This is a genomic window from uncultured Sutterella sp. (assembly GCF_937923675.1).
Lineage (GTDB): Bacteria > Pseudomonadota > Gammaproteobacteria > Burkholderiales > Burkholderiaceae_F > Sutterella.
Window position 1 is genome coordinate 40,563 of sequence record NZ_CALDXB010000030.1, and the last position, 24,037, is coordinate 64,599.

20 protein-coding genes and 1 riboswitch are annotated in these 24,037 nt (G+C 60.9%); of the genes, 11 read left to right on the forward strand and 9 right to left on the reverse strand.

The window, feature by feature from the left end:
• Window positions 1-58 precede the first annotated feature (58 nt).
• Window positions 59-484 carry a transcriptional initiation protein Tat gene (locus tag Q0106_RS04180; protein ID WP_297609237.1) on the forward strand — a complete coding sequence of 142 codons (426 nt, stop codon included), beginning with the start codon at window positions 59-61 and terminating at the stop codon, window positions 482-484.
• 92 nt (window positions 485-576) lie between these two features.
• On the opposite strand, the gene Q0106_RS04185 is transcribed toward Q0106_RS04180, so the two are convergent.
• Entirely contained in the window at window positions 577-1,359 is a 783-nt protein-coding gene (locus Q0106_RS04185; protein ID WP_297609240.1) for a nitroreductase family protein, read from the reverse strand.
• A 90-nt stretch (window positions 1,360-1,449) separates the two neighbouring features.
• Between Q0106_RS04185 and Q0106_RS04190 the strand changes: the two genes are divergently transcribed.
• Entirely contained in the window at window positions 1,450-1,818 is a 369-nt protein-coding gene (locus Q0106_RS04190) for a helix-turn-helix transcriptional regulator (protein WP_297609243.1), read from the forward strand.
• A 148-nt stretch (window positions 1,819-1,966) separates the two neighbouring features.
• Here Q0106_RS04190 and hmpA read toward each other — a convergent pair whose 3' ends face one another.
• Complete coding sequence (hmpA, locus tag Q0106_RS04195) at window positions 1,967-3,172, reverse strand: NO-inducible flavohemoprotein (protein ID WP_297609246.1); 1,206 nt, start codon at window positions 3,170-3,172, stop codon at window positions 1,967-1,969.
• Window positions 3,173-4,025: 853 nt separating this feature from the next.
• Here hmpA and Q0106_RS04200 point away from each other — a divergent pair.
• Window positions 4,026-4,490: a hypothetical protein gene (locus tag Q0106_RS04200; RefSeq protein WP_297609249.1), complete on the forward strand. Its 465-nt coding sequence runs from the start codon at window positions 4,026-4,028 to the stop codon at window positions 4,488-4,490.
• Between the two features lie 107 nt (window positions 4,491-4,597).
• Here Q0106_RS04200 and Q0106_RS04205 read toward each other — a convergent pair whose 3' ends face one another.
• Entirely contained in the window at window positions 4,598-6,241 is a 1,644-nt protein-coding gene (locus Q0106_RS04205) for a formate--tetrahydrofolate ligase (protein ID WP_297609281.1), read from the reverse strand.
• Between the two features lie 225 nt (window positions 6,242-6,466).
• Window positions 6,467-7,093, reverse strand: a complete 627-nt coding sequence (locus tag Q0106_RS04210) for a response regulator (RefSeq protein WP_226960285.1) — start codon at window positions 7,091-7,093, stop codon at window positions 6,467-6,469.
• Window positions 7,094-7,287: 194 nt separating this feature from the next.
• On the opposite strand from Q0106_RS04210, the gene Q0106_RS04215 reads away from it, so the two are divergent.
• The 4 genes from Q0106_RS04215 to Q0106_RS04230 all read left to right on the forward strand — a co-directional run bounded on the left by Q0106_RS04215 (window position 7,288) and on the right by Q0106_RS04230 (window position 11,487).
• Complete coding sequence (locus Q0106_RS04215) at window positions 7,288-7,842, forward strand: pyridoxamine 5'-phosphate oxidase family protein (protein ID WP_297609284.1); 555 nt, start codon at window positions 7,288-7,290, stop codon at window positions 7,840-7,842.
• A gap of 93 nt (window positions 7,843-7,935) precedes the next feature.
• Complete coding sequence (locus Q0106_RS04220) at window positions 7,936-8,472, forward strand: hypothetical protein (protein ID WP_297609288.1); 537 nt, start codon at window positions 7,936-7,938, stop codon at window positions 8,470-8,472.
• A 47-nt stretch (window positions 8,473-8,519) separates the two neighbouring features.
• Window positions 8,520-8,636, forward strand: a riboswitch (TPP riboswitch).
• A gap of 72 nt (window positions 8,637-8,708) precedes the next feature.
• Complete coding sequence (gene thiC, locus Q0106_RS04225) at window positions 8,709-10,355, forward strand: phosphomethylpyrimidine synthase ThiC (protein ID WP_297609292.1); 1,647 nt, start codon at window positions 8,709-8,711, stop codon at window positions 10,353-10,355.
• 295 nt (window positions 10,356-10,650) lie between these two features.
• On the forward strand, window positions 10,651-11,487 hold the full coding sequence (locus tag Q0106_RS04230) for a MetQ/NlpA family ABC transporter substrate-binding protein (protein ID WP_297609295.1): 837 nt from the start codon (window positions 10,651-10,653) through the stop codon (window positions 11,485-11,487).
• A 142-nt stretch (window positions 11,488-11,629) separates the two neighbouring features.
• Here the strand turns inward: Q0106_RS04230 and Q0106_RS04235 are convergent, their stop codons facing one another.
• Window positions 11,630-12,505 (reverse strand): aldo/keto reductase, encoded by an 876-nt coding sequence (locus Q0106_RS04235; protein WP_226963104.1) that lies wholly within the window; start codon window positions 12,503-12,505, stop codon window positions 11,630-11,632.
• A 263-nt stretch (window positions 12,506-12,768) separates the two neighbouring features.
• Between Q0106_RS04235 and Q0106_RS04240 the strand changes: the two genes are divergently transcribed.
• Window positions 12,769-13,935 (forward strand): hypothetical protein, encoded by a 1,167-nt coding sequence (locus Q0106_RS04240; protein ID WP_297609299.1) that lies wholly within the window; start codon window positions 12,769-12,771, stop codon window positions 13,933-13,935.
• Between the two features lie 79 nt (window positions 13,936-14,014).
• Here the strand turns inward: Q0106_RS04240 and Q0106_RS04245 are convergent, their stop codons facing one another.
• From Q0106_RS04245 to Q0106_RS04260, 4 genes are all read right to left on the reverse strand, one after another.
• A complete protein-coding gene (locus tag Q0106_RS04245; RefSeq protein WP_297609302.1) occupies window positions 14,015-15,631 on the reverse strand; it encodes an amidohydrolase in 1,617 nt (538 codons plus the stop codon).
• 103 nt (window positions 15,632-15,734) lie between these two features.
• Window positions 15,735-17,132, reverse strand: a complete 1,398-nt coding sequence (locus tag Q0106_RS04250; RefSeq protein WP_297609305.1) for an amino acid permease — start codon at window positions 17,130-17,132, stop codon at window positions 15,735-15,737.
• A gap of 582 nt (window positions 17,133-17,714) precedes the next feature.
• Window positions 17,715-18,212: a hypothetical protein gene (locus tag Q0106_RS04255; protein ID WP_297609308.1), complete on the reverse strand. Its 498-nt coding sequence runs from the start codon at window positions 18,210-18,212 to the stop codon at window positions 17,715-17,717.
• A gap of 156 nt (window positions 18,213-18,368) precedes the next feature.
• The gene (locus Q0106_RS04260; RefSeq protein ID WP_297609311.1) at window positions 18,369-21,176 is read right to left on the reverse strand and encodes a heavy metal translocating P-type ATPase; all 2,808 of its coding nucleotides are present in this window, start codon (window positions 21,174-21,176) and stop codon (window positions 18,369-18,371) included.
• A gap of 244 nt (window positions 21,177-21,420) precedes the next feature.
• Between Q0106_RS04260 and Q0106_RS04265 the strand changes: the two genes are divergently transcribed.
• The 3 genes from Q0106_RS04265 to iadA all read left to right on the forward strand — a co-directional run bounded on the left by Q0106_RS04265 (window position 21,421) and on the right by iadA (window position 23,784).
• Window positions 21,421-21,930 carry a MerR family transcriptional regulator gene (locus tag Q0106_RS04265; protein WP_152157435.1) on the forward strand — a complete coding sequence of 170 codons (510 nt, stop codon included), beginning with the start codon at window positions 21,421-21,423 and terminating at the stop codon, window positions 21,928-21,930.
• A gap of 8 nt (window positions 21,931-21,938) precedes the next feature.
• Window positions 21,939-22,508: a hypothetical protein gene (locus Q0106_RS04270; RefSeq protein WP_297609314.1), complete on the forward strand. Its 570-nt coding sequence runs from the start codon at window positions 21,939-21,941 to the stop codon at window positions 22,506-22,508.
• Window positions 22,509-22,635: 127 nt separating this feature from the next.
• Entirely contained in the window at window positions 22,636-23,784 is a 1,149-nt protein-coding gene (gene iadA, locus Q0106_RS04275) for a beta-aspartyl-peptidase (protein WP_297609316.1), read from the forward strand.
• Window positions 23,785-24,037: the final 253 nt, after the last annotated feature.

The window sequence follows — 24,037 nt, forward strand, 5'->3', positions numbered from 1 at the left end:
TGGCGGTCTCTGATGCAGAATAAAAAAAACTTCCATCACGGAAAAGGAGATGGCAGAAATGGATGAAGAGAAGACCATGAGACGAACGCTCCTTGCGGCTGCGGGGGGCATCCTTCTTTCGCTCGCGATCCTCCCTGCGACGACTGCCGAGGCGCTTTCGCTCACTGACCCGCCCGGGAGAATCTACGATGAGAAAGGGCGCTATCAGGGACGGGTGAAAGAGAACGGAGATCAGTACGATGCGCGCGGGCGCTACGAGGGGCGGCGCACGGAGGACGGGCGCCTTTACGACTCAAAGGGCCGCTACCAGGGGCGCATCGACAGTTCCGGGCGCATGTACGATGAAAAAGGCAGGAGCACCGGGCGCGTGACGGAGGACGGCAGACGCTACGACTCCAGGGGGCGCTACGAAGGCCGCACGGACCCGCGGACCGGCAGGCAGTACGACGAAAAGGGGCGCGTAACGGGCCGCGTCGGTCAGTAGTAGTGCGCGGGCCGGGAAAAGAAAATCGCCGCAGCGTGAAAAGCACTGCGGCGATGGAGACATGAAGCGGCAGGAACCCGGGCGGCTCCGGACTACTTGATGTGATCGAGAATCGACTTCGCGGGGTAGCCCACCGACTGGGCGGCCACCACTTCCTCGTCGGGCTTGAGGTGAAGCTTCGCGGCGAGCTTCTCGGCCGAGAAGCCCGTGCGGGCGACGCAGCTTAAGCCCATGGCTGCCGCCGCGAGGTAGACCGACTGAATCTTTGCGCCCACGTCGATGTTGGTCGAGCGGATGCGGAGCTCCCGGATCGCTTCCTCGCTGAAGGCGGCGCTGCGGATCTTGGGCGCAATTGTTTCGACGGCGTCCGTGATGAAGCTTCTCGTGCGCGAATAGTTCGTGACGTAGACGAGTTCAAGGGGCGGGAGCGTGAACTGCGAGTTGAGGAGGTAGGACTCCTCGCGGATGTCGTGGAGCGCGCAGAAAAGGAGCGCGCGGCGCTCCGGAACCCAGCGCCAGATGCCGTTGGCCTTCAGAAGATAAATATCCGTTTCGCGCCAGTTGAGGGCGGTCGGCGTCGTTCTTTTCCCGCCCTTGCGGTTGATGCCGTCGGCCGCGAAAAGAAGATTGCTCACGAGCTGGTCGGGAAGGGGCTCGTTGCTGAAGCTCCGCTCGGACTCGCGCTCCTCGAGCGCCTCCATGAGCGGCATCGTCATGCCGTTGGGTTCGGGGAGCGCGCGCAGGATCTCGTCGCCGGACTTTCGGCCGAGGCTTCCGAAGCGGCGGTCGATTTCGGCCTTGAGCTCTTCAATCTGGTCGCCGATTCCGGTCCTGATGTCGTGAAGCTTATGGTTGAGTGTTTTGCGGATGGACATGAAAAGTGTGGCTCAAAAAGAGAGTGTCGCGAGACCGTTAAAATACCGCGGGCGGCGTTCTGCTGCGAGTGTAAACAAGAGGTCCATGAGATGACAATCCGGCTCGAGCGAATCGACAACGAAGACGGCAGAACGGAATTCCGCATCGCTGTCGGGAAGAGCGATGCGGACGCATGGGAAACCGCGCTCTCTGCGCTCGTCGGGCTCGCAAACGGCTCGCGTCCTCCTCTTCGCAAAGCGTCGCCGGAAGACAACTCAGCCCGCGAACTGCCGGGAAAGCTCCTGAAGCGCCTGCGAACGGAATGCCGCATGACGCAGAAGGAAGCGGCTGCCATTGCGGGCACCACGCAGACCCGGATTTCCGACTTCGAGTGCGGCGTCCGCACGATTCCCCATGAGATCGCGGTCATCTTTGCGCGCCGCTTCGGGGTTGAACCGGGAGATTTTGAAGTCCGCTGAAAGCGGGCTCCATACTCCATGAAAAAGGCCGGCGTCCGCATGGGAAGCGGACTTGACCGGCCTTTCGGCATTCGGATCCGCAATTCGGCGGACCCGTGAAGCCTCTTCCGGAGGAAGACCCTGCGGTCTCTCCGGAAGGCTGCCTCCATTACGCGCCGAAGCTTTCCGTGTGGATGCGCGGCTCAATCACGCCGATCTGGCGCAGCGCCGCGGTGATGTCCTTCATGAAGGAGGTGGGCCCGCAGATATAGAAATCTGCGTCCGGATCCTGACAGAAGTTGCGGATGCTGGCGGGCGTGATGCGGCCGGACGCATCGAAGTCCTGACCGAGATGGTCGTCGGGACCGGGCTTCGTGAAGAAGACCGCCTTGGCGCCGTTGGGGAGCCCCTTCATCACGGCGTCGACCGTTTCCCTCAGGGGATAGGCGGCCTTATTCTGCGTCGAATAGAGGAAGTGCACCGAACGGAGCGGATTTTCGGTCGAGAGCTCCTCGAGCATCGCCACCATCGGCGTGATGCCGATGCCGGCGGCAATGAGAACGAGGGGATGGTCGTCCTTCACGTCGTCGATGACGAAGGTTCCCGTGGGAGCCGTGAGCTCAACCTGACTGCCGACCTTGAGCGTATTGACGAGCTGGTTGGAAACGACGCCGGCAGGAGCGCCTTCCTTCGAGCGGATGGCCTTCACGGTAATGCGGAGCATGCCGGAGCCCTTTGCCTGCGAGAGCGTGTAATGGCGCGGCTGCAGGACCTGGAGCCCGGGGACGTAGACGCGCAGCGTCACGTACTCGCCGGCCCGGTAGGCGGGAATCTGTCCGCCGTCGGCAGGAAGGAAGTAGAAGGAGACGACCCCCGGGCATTCCTCAACCCGGTTGACGCAGTCGAAGGTGCGCCATCCGCTCCAGCCGCCTTCCATCTGAGCCTTTGCCTTATAGATGCCGGCTTCAGCCGCAATGAGAATGTCGGCGAGCTGCTGGTAGGCGGCTGCCCAGGCGGCGATCAGTTCGGGGGTTGCCGCATCGCCGAGCACTTTTTCGGCAGCGGCGAGAAGGCACTTTCCGACGATCTGATAGTGTTCGGGCTTGACGCCGAGCGCGGCATGGCGCTCCGCAATGACTTTGACGGCGCCGCTGAGATTCTGAAGCGCATCGATGTTTGCGGCGTAGAGAGCAAGGGCTGCCGCAAGCGTCTTTTGCTGCGTTCCGGCAGCCTGATGCGAAAGATTGAAGATATTTGAAAGCTCAGGGTGTTCAGCCAGCATGCGGCTGTACATGAGCTTCGTAATCTCAAGACCGTGCGCCCTGATGGCAGGTTCCGAGGATTTGATAAGGGCGATCTGAGAGGATGTAAGCATAGACAACTCCTTGCCAATATTGGATCGAGCCCGGAAGGAGTCCGGTCTCGGAGATCGGATAAATCGCTTCATCTTGATTCGATAATACACCTCAAAATCATTTCAGAAGCGTCGGAAATCAAAGAAATACCTACGACGGAAGGCTTAAGTTTGATACGTGCTGCAGAGCATTCAATTGAAATCGGTATTTTCAATTTATAAAAAGCAATGATGGATAACCCTGGTCGACTGTCATTTCTTGTTCATTTTCGCGTTTAACCTCAGAACTTATTATTTATATGATTTTGATATACAGGAAAATTCGTTGAAGATACAAATTGTTTCAATGAATATTTTGCATTCAGGTCAGCAGAACGACAGATCAACATTCGTTCATGTATACTGCACATATGTTCGGTTGGTTCGATCGATTGCTAAATATCGTTTCGGCAATCCGAACAGAATGACGCGCCATGACGTCGGAGGCAACTCCTTTCATGGCAGCACTTCAGTGTGCTTTTTTCTCCTTTTTGTGGTTGATAAGGTTTCCGCGCGCTTAGATCGGCTGGTCCCCGGCAGGCGCTTCTGAAGAAATTCAGCGACAGGCGGAGCCTCAGACATCGGCTGCAGGACTTTTCCGTGAACGGCGAAGGTTGCAGTCAAAAGTCAGCGCAGACGTCAGGGAACGGCTTTCCGCCCCCGGCAGACGCCAATGCGCAGCCCTTTTGCGGCGGCCCGGTTTTCTCCTTTCCCGGGCCGCCGTTTCTCTATCTGCGTTTTCCGCTTTCTTCCTTCCGCCTCTCGTCTTCCGTCGGTTCCGGCTTCCTGCTATCTTTTGAGCTCATGTCGGTTCGTTCATTCTGAGGATCTATCCATGATTGCGCGCAGACTATCTGTCGGTCTCGGCAGCCTTCTGGCGGCGGCGCTTCTCCTGAGCGGCTGCAGCGTCGTCAATGTGAACGGAACCGTGAGTACGGCGGACAACGACCTCTGCGTCGTTCCGCCCGAAGGGAAGGAGCCCGGGATGCACGCGCTCCTTCTGAAGCTTCTGCGCGAGAAGCGCTTCGATGTTCGCGAGCTCCCCGCTCATACGCCGCCTTCGGCATGCCGGCAGACGCTCGTCTACCGCTGGGGACTTGAACAGTACTACTTGCCGGCGCTCGTGAAGCAGTATCCTGTGGCGTTCGACTTCTATCTCGGCGGCGAAAAGACGGCGAATGCGAGCTTTGACCCGTCGAGGAATCCCATTTCTCCGCACGTCAAGTTCGTGAGGAGCTCCCGCTACTGGGCGAGAACGCTCGACCGGCTTTTTCCCGGCCGGCCTCTGGTGGGGGATTGAATCCTCGACAAAAGAAAAGGCTCCGGAACTGCTCCCGGAGCCTTTTTTTCAAATCTCAGCCGGGAATACCCGGAGGTCTTCCCGAGTGATGCTTAAATGCGCTTTTCTTAGGCGAGGCCCGTGATGCGGCCGTTGACGACGTCGATGCCCATCGCGGCAGGGCGCTTCGGGAGCCCCGGCATGCGCATGATGGAGCCCGCCATCGCAACGACAAACCCCGAACCCGCATTGAGGATGAGGCGTTCGACCGGAAGAACGAAGCCCTTCGGAGCGCCGAGCGCCTTCGGGTCGGCCGTGAGCGAGAACGGCGTCTTCGCGATGCAGACCGGGAGCCTGTCGTAGCCGAGGTCGGACAAGCGCTTCAGATCCTTCATGGCTGCGGCGGAAAGCTTGACGCCTGCGCCCCCGTACACCTGCGTGACGATGGCTTCGATCTTGTCGACCACCGGCGCGTCTTCCGCATAGGTGTTGACGAGCGGATGCGGATCGTCGGCAGCCTCGACCACTTCGCGGGCGAGCTCCATCGCGCCTTCGCCGCCCCTGGCAAAGCCGTCGCAGACCGCAAAGCGCACGCCGAGCGCGGCGCAGCGCATGCGGATGGCTTCGACTTCCTCATCCGTATCGGTGTGGAAGTGGTTGAGCGAAACGACGATGTTGGGGCCGAAGTGGCGCAGGTTCGCGATGTGGGCGTCGAGGTTGACGAGACCGCGCTCGACCGCTTCGAGGTTGGGGGAGCCGATTTCGGGGAGCGGGACGCCGCCGTGCCACTTGAGGGCGCGCGTCGACGTGACGAGGACGACCGCGGCGGGCTGGAAGCCGGCGGCGCGGCACTTGATGTTGAAGAACTTTTCTGCGCCGAGGTCAGATCCGAAGCCCGCTTCCGTAACGGCGTAGTCGGCAAGCTTCAGCGCGGCGCGCGTGGCCGCCACCGAGTTGCAGCCGTGGGCGATGTTGGCGAAGGGGCCGCCGTGAACGAAGGCGATGTTGCCTTCGATCGACTGAACGAGGTTGGGCTTGAAGGCTTCGAGAAGGAGCGCGAGGAGCGCGCCCGTGGCGCCGAGCTCGGCGCAGGTGAAGGGCGTGCCGTCGGGGCGCAGGCCGAGAACGATGCGGTCGATGCGCGCGCGCAGGTCTTCCATGTCGTTCGCGAGGCAGAGAACGGCCATGAGTTCGGAAGCGGCCGTGATGTCGAAGCCCGCTTCAGTCGGGATGCCGTTGGCCGGGCCCCCGAGGCCCGTGATGATGTTGCGCAGCATGCGCTCGTTCACGTCCATGACGCGGCGCCAGAAGATTTCCTTCAGAACAACCTGGCCCTGATGACGGGCGTTGTCGAGAAGCGCGGCGAGGAGATTGTTGGCCGCCGTGATGGCGTGGAGATCGCCCGTAAAGTGGAGGTTGATCGCCTCCATCGGGAGCACCTGGCTGTAGCCGCCGCCCGCGGCGCCGCCCTTCATGCCGAAGACGGGGCCGAGCGAGGGTTCGCGAAGCGCAAGCGCGGCGCTCTTTCCGATGCGCTTCAGACCCTGGGCGAGCGCGATCGAGGTCGTGGTCTTCCCCGAGCCCGCGGGCATGCCGGAAGTGGCCGTCACAAGAATGAGCCTGCCTTTTTCCTTGCGCGACGGGTCAAGCTGAACCTTGGCCTTGTCGCGGCCGTAGGGTTCGAATTCTGCGTCGGCGAGGCCGGCGGAATGCGCAAGCTCATCGATCGGAATGAGTTTGTGTTCCTGTGCGATTTCGATGTCGGTCTTCATGAGGACTCCTAAATTAACAAAAAGGGAAATCGGTCTCTGATGCGGACTTTTGTTGTTCTTCGGAAGAACGGAGCCGCTTTGCGGGCGGCTCCCGGAAAGAGCCTCTTCACTTACCTAGAGTATGCGCGAAACTTTGAGCGCGCAGGCGTATTCCGGGAGCAGAAAATGCGAAGCGCCGCAGTTCGCTAAGGAAGAGCAGCGCTTTCAGATGAAGATGGATCGGCGTCAGAGCGGGTCGCCCGAAAGAAGCAGGAGACGCGCAATTTCTGCGGCGTTGTGGAGGTCGAGCTTCCGGTAGGCGCTGCCGCGGTGAACCTGCACGGTTTTTTCGGAAATGCCGAATTCGGCGGCCACTTCCTTGTTGGAATAGCCCTGGGCGACCATGCGGATCACTTCGCGCTCGCGCTGCGTGAGCTGCTCGAGGCGCGACTTGAAGTCCGCGACTTCAGCCTGATCGCGCCGCATGGCTTTGTTGCGCGCAACCGCGGCTTCGATCGTATCGATGAGGCGCGATTCCTTCGGCGGCTTCTCAATGAAGTCGAAGGCGCCGTTCTTCACGGCATTGACGGCCATGTCGATGTCGCCGTGACCGGAGACGAAGACGATCGGGAGATCGCAGCCGATGTCCTTCAACTTGTTCTGGAGCTCCAGACCCGACATGGAAGGCATGCGCACGTCGAGCAGAATGCAGCCCGGACGGCGGAAGTCGGCAGAGGCGAGGAACGTGCCGGCGTCGCTGTATTCCGCGCACTCGTAGTTTTCGCCCGAGAGGAGGAACGACCACGATGAACGCACGGCGCTGTCGTCGTCGATGATGCGGATGAGGGGCTTATTGAATTTGCTGTCCATCATTTCATTCGTCTCGCTGAAGCGCTTTCGGGGCCGCCATCAGGGGCAAATGGCAGAAAGAACTTCAATCTGGGTGCGAATCGTAAAAAACAGAGAGTATTGTAACGGGCTATGTGTGCCGCAGAGGCCGGCAACAGACTCAAATATACGATTTAGATACTTTGTGAGTACCGACTCTCATCTGTTTGGGATAAAAGATGCAGCAGGAAGAACACGCTTCAGAATTTCTCGGGGAAGACGGCCGCACGGAGCGCCCCATGCGCCGGCGCGACCGCGAGCTTTCCTTTACCGATACGCTTCGCGTCATCAGGAATGCCGACCATGCCGTTCTCTCAACCGTGGATGAGGCCGGCTACCCCTACGGGGTTCCGGTGAGCCCGGTGCTCGAGGGCGAGAAGCATCTCTACTTCCATTCGACCCGGGCCCTCAGCAGAAAAGCCGACAACATGCTCGAGAATCCGAAGGTGTCGCTCTGCTTCGTCGCGTCCCAGAAGACGCTCCCCCTTGAATTCACGGTCGACTACGCGAGCGCCGTCGTCGCGGGACGCGCCTGCCTCGTCATGGACGAGGAGGAGCGGCGTCATGCGGCGCTTCTCATCTGCGCCCGCCACGCGGCTGAGGCCGGCAGGGAAAAGGCTGAGGCCTATTACGCAGAGGGCGGCCGCGCGATCACGATCTGGCGCGTCGATATTGAGAGCGCGACCGGCAAGTCCCGCGGCTGGGACCGCATTTCTGCCGGGCTCGCCCGCTGAAAAACGCTATTCTTTCGAACACGGGCGCGGGAGGCTCTCTTTGCCTCCTGCGCCGGCCATCCTTTTTTTGCTCCAGTTTTCAGAGGTTTCACAGTGCTTTTTTCGAAGGCAATTCCGGCAGCGATTCTTGCAGCGTCACTCGTCGGCTGCGCGTCCGGAACAACCGGGCGCGTCGATGAGACGGCCGATTTTGCTCCCGTTTCCTACCGCTCGGTCTGCCTCCTCGAGAACGACGCTGTGAAGAGCCCGAAGCTGCCGGATGCGATTGAATCGGGACTCAGGAAGGCTGGGGTCGAGGTGAAGCGGCTTCCGTCCGGAACGGGCCCCATGGCCTGTCCCTTCGTCCTCACGTACGACGTGCCTTCCGAGGACGGGCTCGTAAGCATCGTCCGCTTCCAGACCTTCGAGCACGGCATTCCGCGCGTCGACGCCGCGGGCCGTGCGCCTGCCGGGCGCGCCCTCACGGTGAATGCCGTCGAGGCCTACGTGCAGGAGCTTTTCTCAAAGCTCGCTCACCGCAATCGCCCGGCAGCGGACGAGAGCGTCCCTTCGGCTTCCGTCGCGCCGCCCGCGGCCGCGAAGACCTTCCGGAGCGTCCCTTCGTGGCAGGCTCCGGATTCCGGGAAATAAAGAATTCGCGGGCGGACGGCAGTCCGAACGCTTAAAATTGTTTACGAGCAGTGCGCTGGAGGTACCGCGGTTTTTTCCCCTTCGGGAAGCGAAGCCGCGGTTGAGAGACACTCCCATCATCGGATCAGGTTCATACCTGCGGCGAGAAGCGCTTTCAGCAATGCAGAACTTCATCGGGATTTTCTGCATTCCCTCCGGCACAGTGCTTTTCAATCATTTCTTCATGGAGAAGCGCTGTGACGAATTCCAAGCAGCAGATTCCGAGAGTCGTCCCGCAGCGGGATGCATCCCCCTGCGACCGTCTTTTTGCGGGGAGGCTCCCCGGGGTCCGCGTCTACGGGAAGTCTCAGGCGGGCGAACCCGTGCCCTTCAGGCGGATTGATTTAGCGCCCACGCCGGCAGCCTTCGGAGGCGGCAGGCAGCCCGCAATCTGCCTTGCAGACGTGACGGGGCCCTTCGGCGAAGGCGACGGGACGGGCGCGCCGCGCAGGCGCACGCGGCCGGCTCCGGGCGCTCCGACCCAGTACGAAGCGGCAAAGGCGGGCGTCATTACGCCCGAGATGTCCTTTGTCGCCGAGCGCGAGAATCTGAGGCGCGAGGCGCTCGAGGAGGAGCTCGAGTCGCTCGGGAATCCAAAAGCGAAGGCGCTCTATGAACGCTCTGCAAAGGCAAGGCGCTTCACCCCCGAAGACGTGAGGGCGCTCGTCGCCGCGCGGGAAGCCGTCATTCCGCTCAACTTCCTCCACCCGGAAGCCGAACCCATGGCGATCGGGCGGGCCTTTGCCACCAAGGTGAACGCCAACATCGGCACATCCTCGATCTCGAAGGACTGGCACGAGGAAATCGAGAAGCTCCGCGAGGCGCTCTTCTGCGGCGCGGACACGGTAATGGATCTTTCGACCGGCGCGCACATTGTGGAAACCCGCGAGGCGCTCCTGAGGAGCTCGCCGGTTCCCGTGGGCACGGTGCCGATTTACGAGGCGCTCGAGCGCGCCGGCAGGCCCGAAGACCTCTCCTGGGAGCATTTCTGCGACGTCATGGAGGCCCAGGCGAGGCAGGGCGTCGACTACATGACGATCCATGCGGGCGTGCTGAAGGACCACGTGGCGCTCACAAAGGATCGTCTAACCGGCATCGTCTCCCGCGGGGGCGGCCTTCTCGCCGCCTGGATGCACGCGAAAAAGGAGGAGAACTTCCTCTATGTTCATTTCGATGAAATCCTTGAGATTGCCCGCCGCTACGACGTGACGCTCTCCCTCGGCGACGGTCTTCGTTCCGGATCCGTGCATGACGGCTGCGACAAGGCGCAGTTTGCGGAATTGAAGACCCTCGGAGAACTCAACCGCCGGGCCGCGGAAGCAGGCGTGCAGGTGATGATCGAGGGCCCGGGACACATCGTGCTCCCGAAGGTGGAGCTCAATCAGAAGCTTGAGGACGAGTGGTGCAGCCGGGCGCCCTTTTATACGCTCGGGCCTCTCGTTACCGACATGGGCGCCGGTTACGACCACATCACGGCGGCGATCGGCGGCGCGCTGATCGGGGCGGCCGGCACGGCCATGCTCTGCTACGTGACTCCGAAGGAGCATCTCGGACTCCCCGATGCGGCGGACGTACGCGAAGGCATGGCCGCCTTCCGCATTGCCGCCCATGCGGCGGATCTCGCCCGCGGCATTCCCGGAGCAGACCTGAGGGACCTCGCCATGAGCTCGGCGCGCTTTGAGTTCCGCTGGAACGACCAGTTTGCGCTGTCGGTGGATCCGGCAAGAGCCGCGGCATTCCACGATGAAACGCTCTCGGGGAGCGGCGCGCGCGAAGCGCATTTCTGCAGCATGTGCGGACCGCAGTTCTGCCCGATGAAGCTCGCCCGCGATCTTTTTGATTGAGAGCCGGGCTTCGCTTAGGGGTTTCCCGCGGTTTTGAGGTATTACCCGGCGGCCTTTTTTCGCTCCCGGGTAAACTTCAATCCATCGCAGGCCCCGAGGGGGCGCATCTCAGAATCGAATCCTTCCGGATTTTTTCTCGTCAGAGCTCGCGGAGCTCCTCATCTCCTATCCGGAAACAAGTCGGAAGCCCTCTTTCCGACGCGGTTCGAAATCGCTTTCAAAGATTCATGGAAGCTTGCTTCCGGCGCCCCGGAGGGTGCGCAAAGCAGGCATGCCAGACCACAAGGATTTTCCCATGCAGTTCACCAGGCTTTTTGCTTCCCTCGCTCTTTCCGCCGGCATCACTGTCGGTCTTGCCGGCTGCGGCGACAAGGGCGCTCCCGCCCAGACGAAGGCGGACGCTGCGCCGCAGACGGTTACGCTCAAGGTGGGCGTTTCTCCGGTTCCGCACGCCGACATCATCAACTTTGTTGCGCCTCAGCTTGAAAAGGAAGGCGTCAAGGTGAAGGTGATCGAGTTCAACGACTACGTGCAGCCGAATCTCGCCCTTGCCGAGAAGGAGCTCGACGCCAACTTCTTCCAGCACAAGCCCTATCTCGACACGTTCGCGAAGGAGCATAAGCTTTCGCTCGCCGTTCTCTGCGCGGTGCATATTGAGCCGATGGGCGTTTATTCGAAGACCGTGAAGAACATCGCCGATACGCCTGAAGGCGCCAAGGTCGGCATTCCGAACGATCCGACGAACGGCGGCCGCGCGCTCAAGGTGCTTGAATCCGCGGGCCTCATCAAGGTTCGTCCGGAAGCGGGCGTTCTCGCCACGAAGAACGACATCACCGAAAATCCGAAGAAGCTCAACTTCGTTGAAGTTGAAGCCGCGCAGCTTCCGCGTGCGCTCGACGACGTTGCGCTTGCCGTCATCAATTCCAACTTCGCGCTTTCCGCGAACCTTAATCCCGTGAAGGACGCGATCGCGATCGAATCGAAGGATTCGCCCTACGCCAACATCGTTGCGATCCGCGCGGGCGACGAGAACCGCCCCGAGCTTCAGAAGCTCAAGGCCGCGCTTGCCACGCCTGAACTCAGGAAGTTCCTCGAGGAGAAGTATCAGGGCGCCGTGGTTCCGGCCTTCTGATCAGAGTGAAGCGAAGCCCGCTGACGCTTGAGAATCGAAAACGCATCTTAAGCGTCAGGTTGGGCAGGTTCCGCGAAAAAACCGGCTGATTCCTGATCGGGATCCGCCGGTTTTTCCTTATGCGCCTCTCAGGGATGCGCGATCAGAAGGTCACGGTATCGGGGTGGAGTCCAGAGAAGGCCGTCTGAGGCATGAGCGTAAGTTCATCGCGCTCTTCAGGCGTGAGCTGGAATCCGAAAATGTCGAGGTCTTCCTTCTGGTGGTGGAAGTCCGTAGCCTTCGGAATCGGGGCAATGCCGAGCTCGAGGCACCAGCGCAGCGCGACCTGCGCAGGCGTCACGCCGTGGGCGGCGGCAATTTTCTCGAGCGTCGGGTGACGCAGCAGCGTGCCGCGGCCGAGCGGGCTCCAGGCCTGAACGAGAATGCCGTGATCCATGCAGAAGCGCAGCGCCGCGCGCTGCGGATAGCCGGGGTGAATTTCAAGCTGATTCACCATGGGCTTCACCTTCGCGCGGGCGAGAAGCGGCACGAGGTGGTGCGGGAGGAAGTTGGAGACGCCGATGGCGCGGACGGCTCCCGCCTTGTAGATCTTTTCAAAGGCGCGCCAGGTGCCTGCGTTCTGGGCCTGCCAGACCATGGGCTCGCCCTGGGCGGCCGGCCAGTGAATGAGGAGCAGATCGAGGTAGTCGACCTGAAGCTGCTCGAGGATCATCGCGTAGGCATCCTCCGCGCTCTCGAAGGAGCGGTGCGACGCCCAGATCTTGCTCGTCAGGAAGAATTCCGAGCGGGGAATGCCGGATTCGCGGATGACGTCGCCGATCAGCGCGGCGTTGTTGTAGATCTGCGCCGTATCGAAGTGGCGGTAGCCGAGCTGGATCGCCGTCTGAATGGTGCTCTGGAAGTGCTCGTTGATGGGGATCTGCCACGTGCCGAAACCGATCGTAGGCATTTCTACGCCGTTGGCAAGCTTCACGGTCTGCTTCAGAGGTTCAATGACTGTTTTCTTTTTTGTCGTCACGATGTTCTTTGTCTCAATGGGGCGGGAGGCACCGGCAGGCCGGGCGAAAGCGCTTGTGGGGTAATGTCTGAATGAATGGTACCCGAGGAACCACGGATTTTATTTGATTTAAGAGAAGCGCCGATGAAAAATTCAGCGATCAGACTGCGTCTGGCCATAGACAAGGAGAGGGAAGTTGTGATTGTCATTTCCGGATTCGATTCCCGTCGGTAGAATCGACGGAGTCCTTCCAATTCGTCAGCCTGGCTAAGCCTCGGGGATCCATGACCCAACTTGATTCTGAAATCATTACCTGGCTCTTTATTGCCTTTGCCGGAGCGGCTTTCGGCGTACTGGCTCTGCGCAGGGTCTTTTCGAAAAAGGAACTGCCGGGGACGCGCCGTTCGGAAGGCGCTTCTTCAGAAGCCTCGCCGCGGCGGGAGCGCATTTCGTCCCGCCGGGAGAATCGGGCGCTTCCGAAAGTGGAGGTCCCGCCTCCGCCTCAGAAGCCTGAAATCCTGGGTCCCGGACGGCCCTCCGTTTTTGCCTTCTGCGCTGAAGGTTCTGATGCGCCCGTTGCGATCCTCCAGAGAGGCGATCGGTTTGACGACATGACCTCGTTCGAGGGAGCGGAAGTGAAGCCTGAGGGAAATGCGCTTCTTCTCCTTTCCGACCGGCTCGGCGCTCTCGCGCACGAGCCCGATGACGAACTCGCAGACCGCACCTGGATGATTGCAGTTCCTTCGGAGACTTCCGGCAAAACGGATGCTCTGGCGGGGAATCTGATGCTTCTCGCGTTCGACGAAAAAGGATGCCCGATGGGCGGGGCAGCGCCGATCAGGGACCTCTCGGCAGAAGCATTTCTTCAGGAATTGAAGAGCCTTCTCCCGAAGGAGGACGCAGGCGTCGCTTCTTTGCAGAAGCTCCTGAAGGAAGAAGCGGAACTGCTTCAGGAACTCCTTGATGCGGGTAAAAGTGAGGAAAGCGAAGGCGCTCTGGACGAAAAGCTCCTTCAGCTCCTTGCTTTAGTCCCGGCAATTTCGCCCGGGGGCTGGAGAGATTCATCCCTCACGCTCGATGCAGTCCTTCATGACGTGCGCGAGGCGATTGAAGAGAGCGACAGGGCGCTTGCCGGCGAAAAGGCTGAATCGACGGATGATCAGCAGACTGCGCGCGCTCTGATTCTCGACCATCTTCTTTTGATGCTTCTTCTCACGCGCACGATTGCCTCGGGCGACTATCTCCCGGGCATGCGCGCCTCCGCCGAGGCGGTCCGCCGCGCTGTCGTCTGGAAAGCACGAAAGGCATCGTCCTCCCGGACAGAAGCGCTTCTCTCGAATCTGAGGCGCGCCGAAGCGCTCATCGACGAGCGCGTGCTCGCAGCCGGCCGGATGCCGAGAACGCTCGTGCGGGCTGCGGGAGACGGCAGGATCGCATTCGGCTGCTTCTGAACCGACAAGCCCGGAAAAAGAAAACCCGCATGAGGATTTTCGTCCCCTGCGGGTTTTCTTCATGGAAGCGTTTGCTTTATCAGGCGCCCTGGCGCTCAAAAACAAATTCGCCGTTCATCATGGTGGCGTCGACCTTCGTCTCGCGAAGCTTCAGGGGATCCATCTCAAAGATGTTCTTCGAGAGCACCACGAGGTCGGCGTAGTAGCCGGGGAGAAGACGGCCCTTCACCTTTTCCTCGAAGCTCGCGTAGGCGCCTTCGATCGTATAGGCGTCGACGGCGTCGTAGATGTCGACGCATTCTTCAGGATGGAACCCTCCTTTGGGAGTCCCGTCGAGGCGGCGGCGGTTGACGGCGCAGTAGAGGTTGTCGATCGGGTTCATGTCTTCGATCGGGGAGTCCGTGCCGAAGGACATGTGAACGCCGAGCTTCTTCAGCGTTCCGAAGGCGTAGGACGTGGCGGCGAGGTCCTTTCCGACGCGGTCCTCGACGATCTTCGTGTCGTAGTGAAGGAAGATCGGCTGCACGAGGGCGAGAATGTCGTTCTTCGTGAAGCGCTCGAGAAGCGGCCGGTCGGTGATCTGGATGTGAATGACGCCGTGGCGGAGGGGATTTGAGCCCGAGAGCGTTGCGTCGTAGGCGTCAAGAATTCTTTCAATCGCGCCGTCGCCGATCGCGTGCGTCACGACGCCGCAGTTGTGGTCGGCCGCCACATTAACGAATTCGCTGATTTCTTCGGGCGTCATCGTCGGGATGCCGACCGTCGAGGGATCGTCGTGATAGGGCCTGCGCATGAAGGCCGTGCGGGCGCCGAGGCTCCCGTCGACGAAGAGCTTCAGGGGGCCGAAGCGGTGGAAGGCGTTGCCCGAACCCATGACGTGGCCGGCGGCGAGGAAGCGCTTGTAGTCCTCCATGCTCGACTGGAAGCTCGACTGATGCCAGACGCGCACGAGCGGGTGGTCCGCCATCACGCGGTTGTAGGCTTCAATCACCGTTTCCCAGGTGCCGCCGCGGACGTCGCAGGTGTGAACCGAAGTGACGCCGCATTCAGCCGCATGGCGCATGGCCGTGCGGATGAGCGCCACGTCTTCGTCGGCCGTGCGGTTTCTGAAGAGCATGAGGAGCGGCGCTCTGGCGTTTTCCGTGAAGATGCCGTTGAGGCGTCCGTTCGCGTCGCGCTCGATCGAACCGCCTTCGGGCGCAACGATCGATTCGTCGACCCCGGCGCGCGCGAGCGCGGCGGAATTGGCCGTAAGCATATGGCCGCAGGCGCGCTCGAAAACGAGCGGATATTCCGTCGTGATGGCGTCGAGGTCGTCCCTCGTAAGCATCCGCGGCTCGTCCGTGAAGTAGTCCTGGTTCCAGCCCATGCCGTGAAGAACGGTGCCGGGAGCGGGCTTTCTTTCCTCAATGTATTCGCGCGTGATGCGCTTCACGTCGGCAATGCTCTTCGCGTTCTGCAGGCGCACGTCGGAGAGCATCACGCCCGTGTTGAGGAGGTGCTGATGCGAATCGATGAAGCCCGGAACGATGGTCTTGCCCTGGGCATCCCAGACCTTGACGTCGGCGGGGGCCTCTGCTCTCAGGGCAGCTTCGCTCCCGACGGCGCGGATGATGCCGTCCTCGATGAGGAGAGCCTCTTCAAAATGACCGCGCCTCACGTAAGCGTGCGCGTTGCGGATAAGCATTGAAGACATGATTTCGGAAATCCTTCTGGGGATTTTTTAAGGGAAACGGTTTCTGGTGCCGGAAGGCTTCAGAGCGCCGGGGTTCCTGCGCTCTGAAGGTGTAAGAGAGGTTTTAATCCTTTTTGCCCGTCACTGCTTCGTGGCTTCTGCGGAAAAGAATTTCGTAGATGCCGAGGCCGAGGATCGGAACGATCAGACCAAGGGCGGCCGTCACCGGATCCTGCCAGATGGTGTTGATGATGAGCGCGAGCATGAAGATCAGCACGAGGATGATCGAGAACGGATAGAGCCAGACCTTGTAGGGACGCTCCATCGTCGGGTACTTGCGGCGCAGCACGATCACGGAGAGGAAGGTCATGCCGTGGAAGATGAGGCCGCAGATCGCCACGAGGCTCGTGAGTTCGGAGAGCGAGCGCGAGCAGACGAGGATCATCGCCATCACCATGGAGGCGAGCTGCGCGTTGATCGGCGTGCGGTAGGTCGGGTGGAGCTTGGCGAGGCTCCTGAAGAGCGCGCCGTCGCGGGCCATCGCGTAGTACATGCGCGGGAAGACCATGATGCAGCCGTTGAGGGAATTGAAGATGGCGAGCATCATCGCCGTGCCGACGATTGCCATGCCGGTGACGCCGAAGAGCGTTTCGGCGGCGGCCGTGCCGAGGTAGAAGTTGCCGTTCTTCACCATTTCAAGGATGGTGTCGTAGGGAAGCACGCGGTAGACGGAGTAGTTGAAGACCACGTAGAGAACGGCGACGCCGACGATTGAAAGAATGAGGGCGAGCGGGAGGTTTCTCTTCGGGTTCTTCATTTCCTCGGCGACGGTGTTGAGGTTCGTCCAACCTTCATAGGCCCAGAGGGTCGCGAGGACGGCGAAGGCCATCATCGAGAGAATCGACGAGAGGGACGGGGCTTCAGCCGGGAAGTGGAAGAGGTCGGGCGACTCCTGACCCATAAAGAGGCCGCAGCCGATGATGAGGAGAATCGGCAGGAGCTTCAGAACCATGAAGACGTTCTGCACCATGGAGCCGAGCTTGATGCCGCGCATGTTGATGAGGGAGAGCACCACAATCGACACGAGGGCGATCGCCTTCTGCACCATGTCGTCGAGCGGATACATGCTCGAAATCGCCGCCGCAAAGGCAAGCGCGAGCGCGGAGATCGAGCCAGAGGACGAAAGGAAGAAGTTCGTGATGCCGCACATGAAGGCGACGCGCTCGCCGTAGGCTTCGCGCAGGTACACGTAGTAGCCGCCGGCCTTCGGCATCATGGCGCCGAGTTCGGCAAAGCAGATGCCCGAAAGGAGCGTGATGAGGCCGCCGATTGCCCAGACGAGGAGCGCGAGGCCGAGATTGTCGCCGGCGCGCTGAAGCACGATGCCGCCGATGTAGAAGATGCCGGAGCCGACCATGATGCCGGCAAGAACGGATATGCCGCCGAAAAGGCCGACCTCGCGCTTCATGCCGACCTGCTGAGAAGTGGATGCGGATTCCGTAGCAGGTGTGGGAGTAGTCATTTTTATTCTTGAGAACTGAAGGGAAATTTGGGGAAGAAAGCGCGCAAACGAAAAGAGCCGCACCGCTCATGCTTCCAGCGGGTGCAGCTCCGAGAAAATTTCGTTGATGTGCGTCCGGCCTCTCCGTGATCCTCTTTCCGGCGCCTCTTCAGTCTTGCCTCTCGTGCGGGATGCGCTTCTTTGGGGGACGTCTCCTTCCCTGCGGGAATGCGCTCACGAGCGGAAAGTGAAGAGCGCTAAAAAAGGAGGAGAAGCTCGAAGTGACGAAAAATGTCAAAGCATCGCCGCCGATAGCGCCTCCGGAAGGCCTGACGGACCTTCCAGGAGTCGCCGGCGTTTTCCGCCGGCGCCCAACCTGAAGCAGACATGCCTGTCTGCTGGTTTCGGCAGCTTGGCCTCCGGATCGCTCTCAAACGGGTGCCCCCATTGAGCGGCCATCATCCGCGCTGCGCCTCTATTCGACTGTGGTGAAGCGAACTTTGACACGCCTCTGCCCGGGCTGTCCAATGAGCGGCCCGGGAAAAAGCGCTTCTCTTGAGGATTCGGTTGAGGAAATAGGCGAAAGTGATTAGCGCGGGCATCTCAGCGCCGGTCGCCGCGGGGTCTTCTTGTACTGATCGTGCGCGAGGGCGTGCCGAAGCGGCCGTTGAGCTGGAGGAAGGCCGAAATGAGAATGGCGAAGACGCCGAAGATGATGGGCGCCTCGTCTCCCGAATCCGCACCGGCGACGATCCCGATGAGGCCGAACATTGCAAAGGCGGTGGAGACAAACCTGAGCGCCGGGTCGACCTTCGCCTTCTTTTCCGGGAGTGCCGCAGGCGATGGAGAAGCGCCGCGGCTTGCTTCCTCCATGCGCGCGAGCGCCTTCCTGCGGCTCTCGTCTTCTGCGGAAGTCCCGGGAATATGAAGGGTTTTAAGGAGGCTTTTGAGCGAGGATCCTGACTTTTCCGGCGTTTGCGTTCCGCCCATGAAGTCCTCGGGTTCGAGGGGCTTGAGCGAGCCGGTACCCCGCTTCTGCAGAGACTCAATGTAGCGGACGTAGTCGCCGTCGGGCGGTTCAAGATTGAGCGGATCGGTCATTGGAGAGACTGAGAAAGAGAAAAGGCTCTTGCGGGCAAGCGCCGGAAGAAGACTCTAAGGAAAAGAATAGCCCAAAAGAGAGATGAAAAAACGCCTGCGGAGAGGCTTCCGCAGGCGTTCAGGGAGGAATATTTCGAAAACGATTGTTGAGCGCTTTTAACGGGCCTGCGCCTCAACGGCTGCCGCCATGCGGTCGAGCTTCGGCTTCGCGCGCATCATGCGCATGCCGTTCGCCACCACGATGAGGCAGGTGCCCGTATCGGCAAAGACCGCCATCCACATCGTCGCCATGCCGCAGAGCGCAAGGATCGTGAAGATCACCTTGATGCCGAGCGCAAAGGCGATGTTCTGAACGAGCACCGAATGCGTCATCCGCGAGAGTCTGACGAGCGTGGCAACCGACGAGATCCGGTCGTCCATCACGGCAATGTCGGCCGCCTCAATGGCGCTGTCGGTGCCGCGAACGCCCATCGCAATGCCGATGTCGGCCTGAGCAAGCGCGGGCGCATCATTGATGCCGTCGCCCACCATGGCGGTGAGGCCGGTCTTCTGAAGTTCGCGGATCCGCGAGAGCTTCGCTTCAGGAAGGAGATCCGAAGAGACGTTCTCAAGTCCAAGCTCGCCCGCAAGCGCTCTCGCCGCGCGTTCGTTGTCGCCCGTGAGAAGCCAGGGCGTCACGCCTTCGGCAGCAAGCTGCCTCAGGCCCACGCGGGTATCTTCCTTAATTTCGTCGGCGAGCTCAAAGACTGCGAGGACGCCGAAGGCATCGGCGAGCGCCACGCTCGAGCGGCCGCTTTCCATGGCTTCATGGAAGGCCTTTTCGACTTCATCGGTCGAGAGGCCGGCCTTTTGAACGGAAGCGAAGTTGAGAAGCGAGAGCATGCCGCTTCCGACGCGGCCCCTGACGCCCGCACCGGGAAGCGCCGTGAATTCCTTCACTTCATGGAGCTTCACGCCGGCCTTCTTTGCTTCCTCAACGATCGCGACCGAAAGCGGGTGCTTGTTCATGGCGCCGAGACTAGCGGCAAGTTCAAGCGCTTTTTCGCGGGTCGTGCCGGAGAAGAGTTCGATTTTCTCAACCTGGGGTTCGCCCTTCGTGAGCGTGCCCGTCTTGTCGAGGCCGACGTTCTTCAATTTCCTCGCTTCCTCAAGGAAGAGCCCGCCCTTGATGAGAAGGCCGCAGCGGGTGGCCGTCGCGAGCGCCGAGACGATCGTCACGGGGGTCGAGATCACAAGCGCGCACGGGCAGGCGATGACGAGAAGGCAGAGGGCCTTGTAGAGCCAGCCGAGCCAGTCGCCGACGAAGAGCGGCGGAAGGATGGCGACCGCAAGGGCAAAGACGAAGACGAGGGGCGTATAGACCGCGGCGAAGCGGTCGACGAAGCGCTGCACGGGGGACTTCGAGGCCTGAGCATTTTCAACCGACTCGATGATCCGCGCCGTAAGGCTTTGCGAGGCAGGCGCCGTCACGGTGATGACGATGGTCGAGGAGAGGTTAACGGTGCCCGCCCAGACCGTAGCGCCCGGGCCTTTTTCGGCCGGCATCGATTCGCCCGTCACCATGGACTGGTCGAACGTGGAGGAACCCTCGATGATTTTGCCGTCAAGCGGCACGCGGTCGCCCGGGGCAATGCGCACCTCTGCGCCGGGCCCCACTTCCTCAACGCGCATTTCGGCGTACTTGCCGTTTTCCTGACGAACGAGCGCTTTTTCTGGCGCCACGCTCATCAGGTCGCGGATCGAGCGGCGGGCCTTCGCCATCGAAAGCTGCTCGATCGCTTCGGAAATCTCGAAGAGGACGAGAACCATTGCCGCTTCAGGCCAGGCGCCGATCAGGACGCCCCCGGTGACGGCCACCGCCATCAGCGTATTCATGTTGAGGGTGCCCTTCATCGCGGACTGAATGCCCTTTCTGAAGGTGGTGAGCCCGACCAAAGCAATCGCAATGACGGCGAGGACGAGGGTCGCGCCGGAGACGACGGCTTCCGGGAGGTGAATGACGCCCCAGTCGGCCGCAATCTCAAAGAATTCGCAGCCGATTGCAATGGCGAGCGCGAGGAAGTAGCGCTTCCAGGGCGTTTTGTCCTCGAAGTCCGCTTCGCGCCGGCGCTGAACCATCACGGTCGATTCGTAGCCCGCCGTCTCAATCGCCTTTCTTGCGGCGTCGGTGAGGGCAGACGGAACCGCAATCGTGCGGTTCATGATGTTGAGCTCGTACCCGGAGATGCCGGCCTTTCTGAATTCGCGCTCGATTTCGCCTGCTTCAACGGGGCAGTCCATCTCGGGAACAGAAAGGAGCGTCTTCGGGCCGCTTACCTTCATGTCGTCCAAGCGCGAGGATTCAAAGCCCGCGGCCTTGATGGCGCTCTCCGCCTTTTCGAGGTCGGCCGCCTTCACCGTCACCGTCCGGTTCATGACGTCGAAGGAATAGTCTGAGAGGCCGGCCTTCTTGAATTCCCGGTCGATTTCGCCTTCCTCAACCGGGCAGTCCATTTCCGGAACGGAAAGACGGACGTTTCCGGAGGGGGCCGCCTCGGCGCCAAGGTCGGGTTCGTAGCCCGCCGCCTTTACGGCTTCAATCGATTTGAGAACAAGCTCATGGTCGGCAGGGAGAATGAGCTCGCGGTTCATGATGTCGAAGGCGTAGCCCTCGAGCCCGGCTTTCTTGAGCTCGCGCTCGATTTCGCCCGCTTCAACGGGGCAGTCCATTTCCGGAATGCGGATGCGGACCGTTTCGGTCACGACTTCGTCAATGCGCCTGTAGGCGAGGCCGAGCTTTTCGGCTGTCTGAAGGACGGCGGCTTCATCGAGTTTTGCATCCTCGGGAAAGAGAATGCGCACCGTCCGGGCGCCGTAGTCTGGGATGAGGCGGAACCGCTCATCAGCCTTGAGGACCGCCGCTTCAAAGGGCGTGAATTCAGCCGGACAGCACATGTCCGGGAAATTGAGCGTCAGAGTCTTCATTGTTCTTTTATCTCTGTATCAGGTGTTGCGCGCGGATGACTGCACGCATCGAAAAATTCCGATGAGAGTCATTTCACACCCTGAAGCCGTTACAATGTCAAGCGCCGTTTTCCCCGTCTGCAAAAAAAACAACCAGACAATCCGGCCAGAAGCTGCCGCCATCCCGATAGGGCGGCCTGACGATTCGAGCCCAATCATTCAATTCTCTCGCATCGCCTGAAGAGCGGTGCAAAAGGCACGAGGAATGCGCATTCGAGATCTCTCGCAGCTCACCGGCAATACTCCGGAAACCATTCGCTACTACGAAAAAATCGGACTTCTTCCGCCTCCGGTCCGGGAGGCCAATAATTACCGCCAGTACGGCGCGATTCACGTCAACCGCCTCGACTTCATCCGTCACTGCCGCAACCTTGATATCGGACTTTCGGAAATCCGGGCGCTTCTCGGCGCGCTCGATTCCGGCTGCCCCGAGGGGGCCGATCTCGCTCACCGGCTGATTCATCAGCACCTGAAGCAGGTCGATGAGCGCATTGCGGATCTGCAGGAGCTCCGCGGCCATCTGATGGATCTCGAGGCGCACTGCAGAGGCGTTCACGACGGGAAGGAGCCCTGCGGCATACTTCGCGAACTCAATGCTCCGGGGCAGTCCGCACCTGTTCTGAAGGATCCGGCGAATGCGGAGGAAGTGCTCCGCGCCGTGGCGGAAGCGCAGCGCCGAGCAGACGAGCGCGCGAGGGAACTCAATAAATCCTGAATTTCATCATGATCGAAACCACAACCATTCATTTCACCGGCATGGGGCTTCTGCTCGCCGCCATCGCTCCCTGCCTGATTGCCTTCTTTCTCTGGCTCGTCGGCCGCTCGGTTCCGCCGGCCGTCGCCGGAGAAGGCATCCGTGCGGGCATCGGCGGGCTTCTTCTCGTGGTCCTCTTAATTCTGTCGGCGAAGGCTGCGGTTTCGCTCTTCGACCTCGGGCGTCAGGCCGGGGAGGCCGCGCGCGTGATCAGCATGGACGCGCAGTACGCGTGGCCGGCCATAAAAAGCACGCTTCCGGCGGTCATCAATGCCGTGAGCATCATCCTCGCGCTCGTGCTCCTCACGCTCGGGCGCACGCCGGGGACCTTCTGGACGGCGCTCATCGCCATCTGGGTGGCGGGTCCCGCGGACGATCTTCTGAAGATGCTTATTCTCGGGATTCCCTTCAACTTCACGCAGGGGCTCGCCGGGATTTCGTTCTTCACGATTCTCGTGACGGTCTACCTTCTCTTTTCGGTGAGAAGCGCCTATACGTACGGGATCGGAAGCGCGAGGCGCTTCAGAAACCTGCGGTGAGAAAGAAGCCTTTCTCCGGGGAAGCCGCAGCGCGCACCCTGCGGCAACTAAAATATTCTTTTCTGCTTTGGGCGCAGTCCGGAGGCTCCTCGATGAGCCTCCTCATTTTTTTTTCGGAGACCCCACAATGAGCATTGCAACTCTCATCCGCAACGCGGATCTTTACGCTCCTGAACATGTCGGCCATCGCGACATTCTTGTTGCCGGGGGAAAAATCATCGCCATCGATGACCGCCTCGACCCGAACATTCCCGGGATGGAAACGATTGACGCTGCCGGACGCGCCGTAACGCCGGGTTTGATCGACCAGCACATCCACGTTACCGGTGGCGGCGGCGAAGGCGGCTGGGCGAGCCGCTGCCCGGAACTCAACTTCTCCTCCCTCGTGAAGGGCGGCGTCACGAGCTTCCTCGGCGTCTCAGGCACCGACAGCATGTCGCGCTCGATCGAGAATCTCCTCGCGAAGGTGCGCGGCCTTACGGTCGAAGGCGCTTCCGGCTGGATGTGGACGAGCAACTACGCCTATCCCGCGACGACGATCACGGGAAGCGCGAAGATGGACATCTTCACGATTCCGGAATGCCTCGGCGTCAAGATCGCCCTGGGCGACCACCGCGCGTCCTTCCCGACGCCTGATGAGGTGCTCAAGCTCCTCGCGGAAATCCGCGTGGCCGGCATGCTGACCGGGAAGACCGGGTTCCTTCATATTCACTGCGGCGACTGGGGCGACGACATCTTCGATCCGATCGAATACGCGATCCGTCGCGGTATTCCCGCCAAGCACATGCGCCCCACGCACGTTGCGCGCCATCCGCACGTCTTCGACCGCGCCTGCGCCTTTGCGCGTACGGGCGGCTACATCGACATCACGACGGGGGGCGGCTGCTACCAGGGAACGGCGGCCGATGCGCTCTTCGCCGCACTCGAAAAGGATGTGCCGCTTGAGCGGATCACGTTCTCGTCGGACGGCCAGGGCTCGATGCCGCGCTTCAACGAAGCGGGCGAAATGGTGGGCTTCGGCGTCGGGTCGATCAACTGCGACCTCGAGGCCATTCGCCTCCTCGCCGACAAGCTCGGACTCGAAAAGGCCCTGAAGCCCATGACGACCACGATCGCCAATGCTCTGGGTCTCAAGGGCAAGGGCCGCGTTGCGGTCGGGGCCGACGCCGATCTCCTCGTCTTCGGCAAGGAGCTCGCGCTCGAGGAAGTCTTCATGAAGGGCCGTCAGGTCATGGCGGCGGGCAAGGTCGTCGTGAAGGGCGCCTTTGAGGAATAAGTCTTCAGAAACCTGAAGCGCCGCCGGCTCTAAGGGCGGCGCAATGCATAAAGAGGCCGGGCATGTCCCGGCCTTTTTGCTGCCGGGAACTTCTCTCAAAACCCTGACGAAACCTTCGACTGCAGTTTCAGGATGTGCTTGTAGACGATTATCCCTAGGTAAAATCATTGTTACTAAATGTAAATATTGTTGTAAACCCTAAAGGGGGCTTCCATAAATTCGGAAAGCCAGTTTTTCCACTTCGCCGACAGTA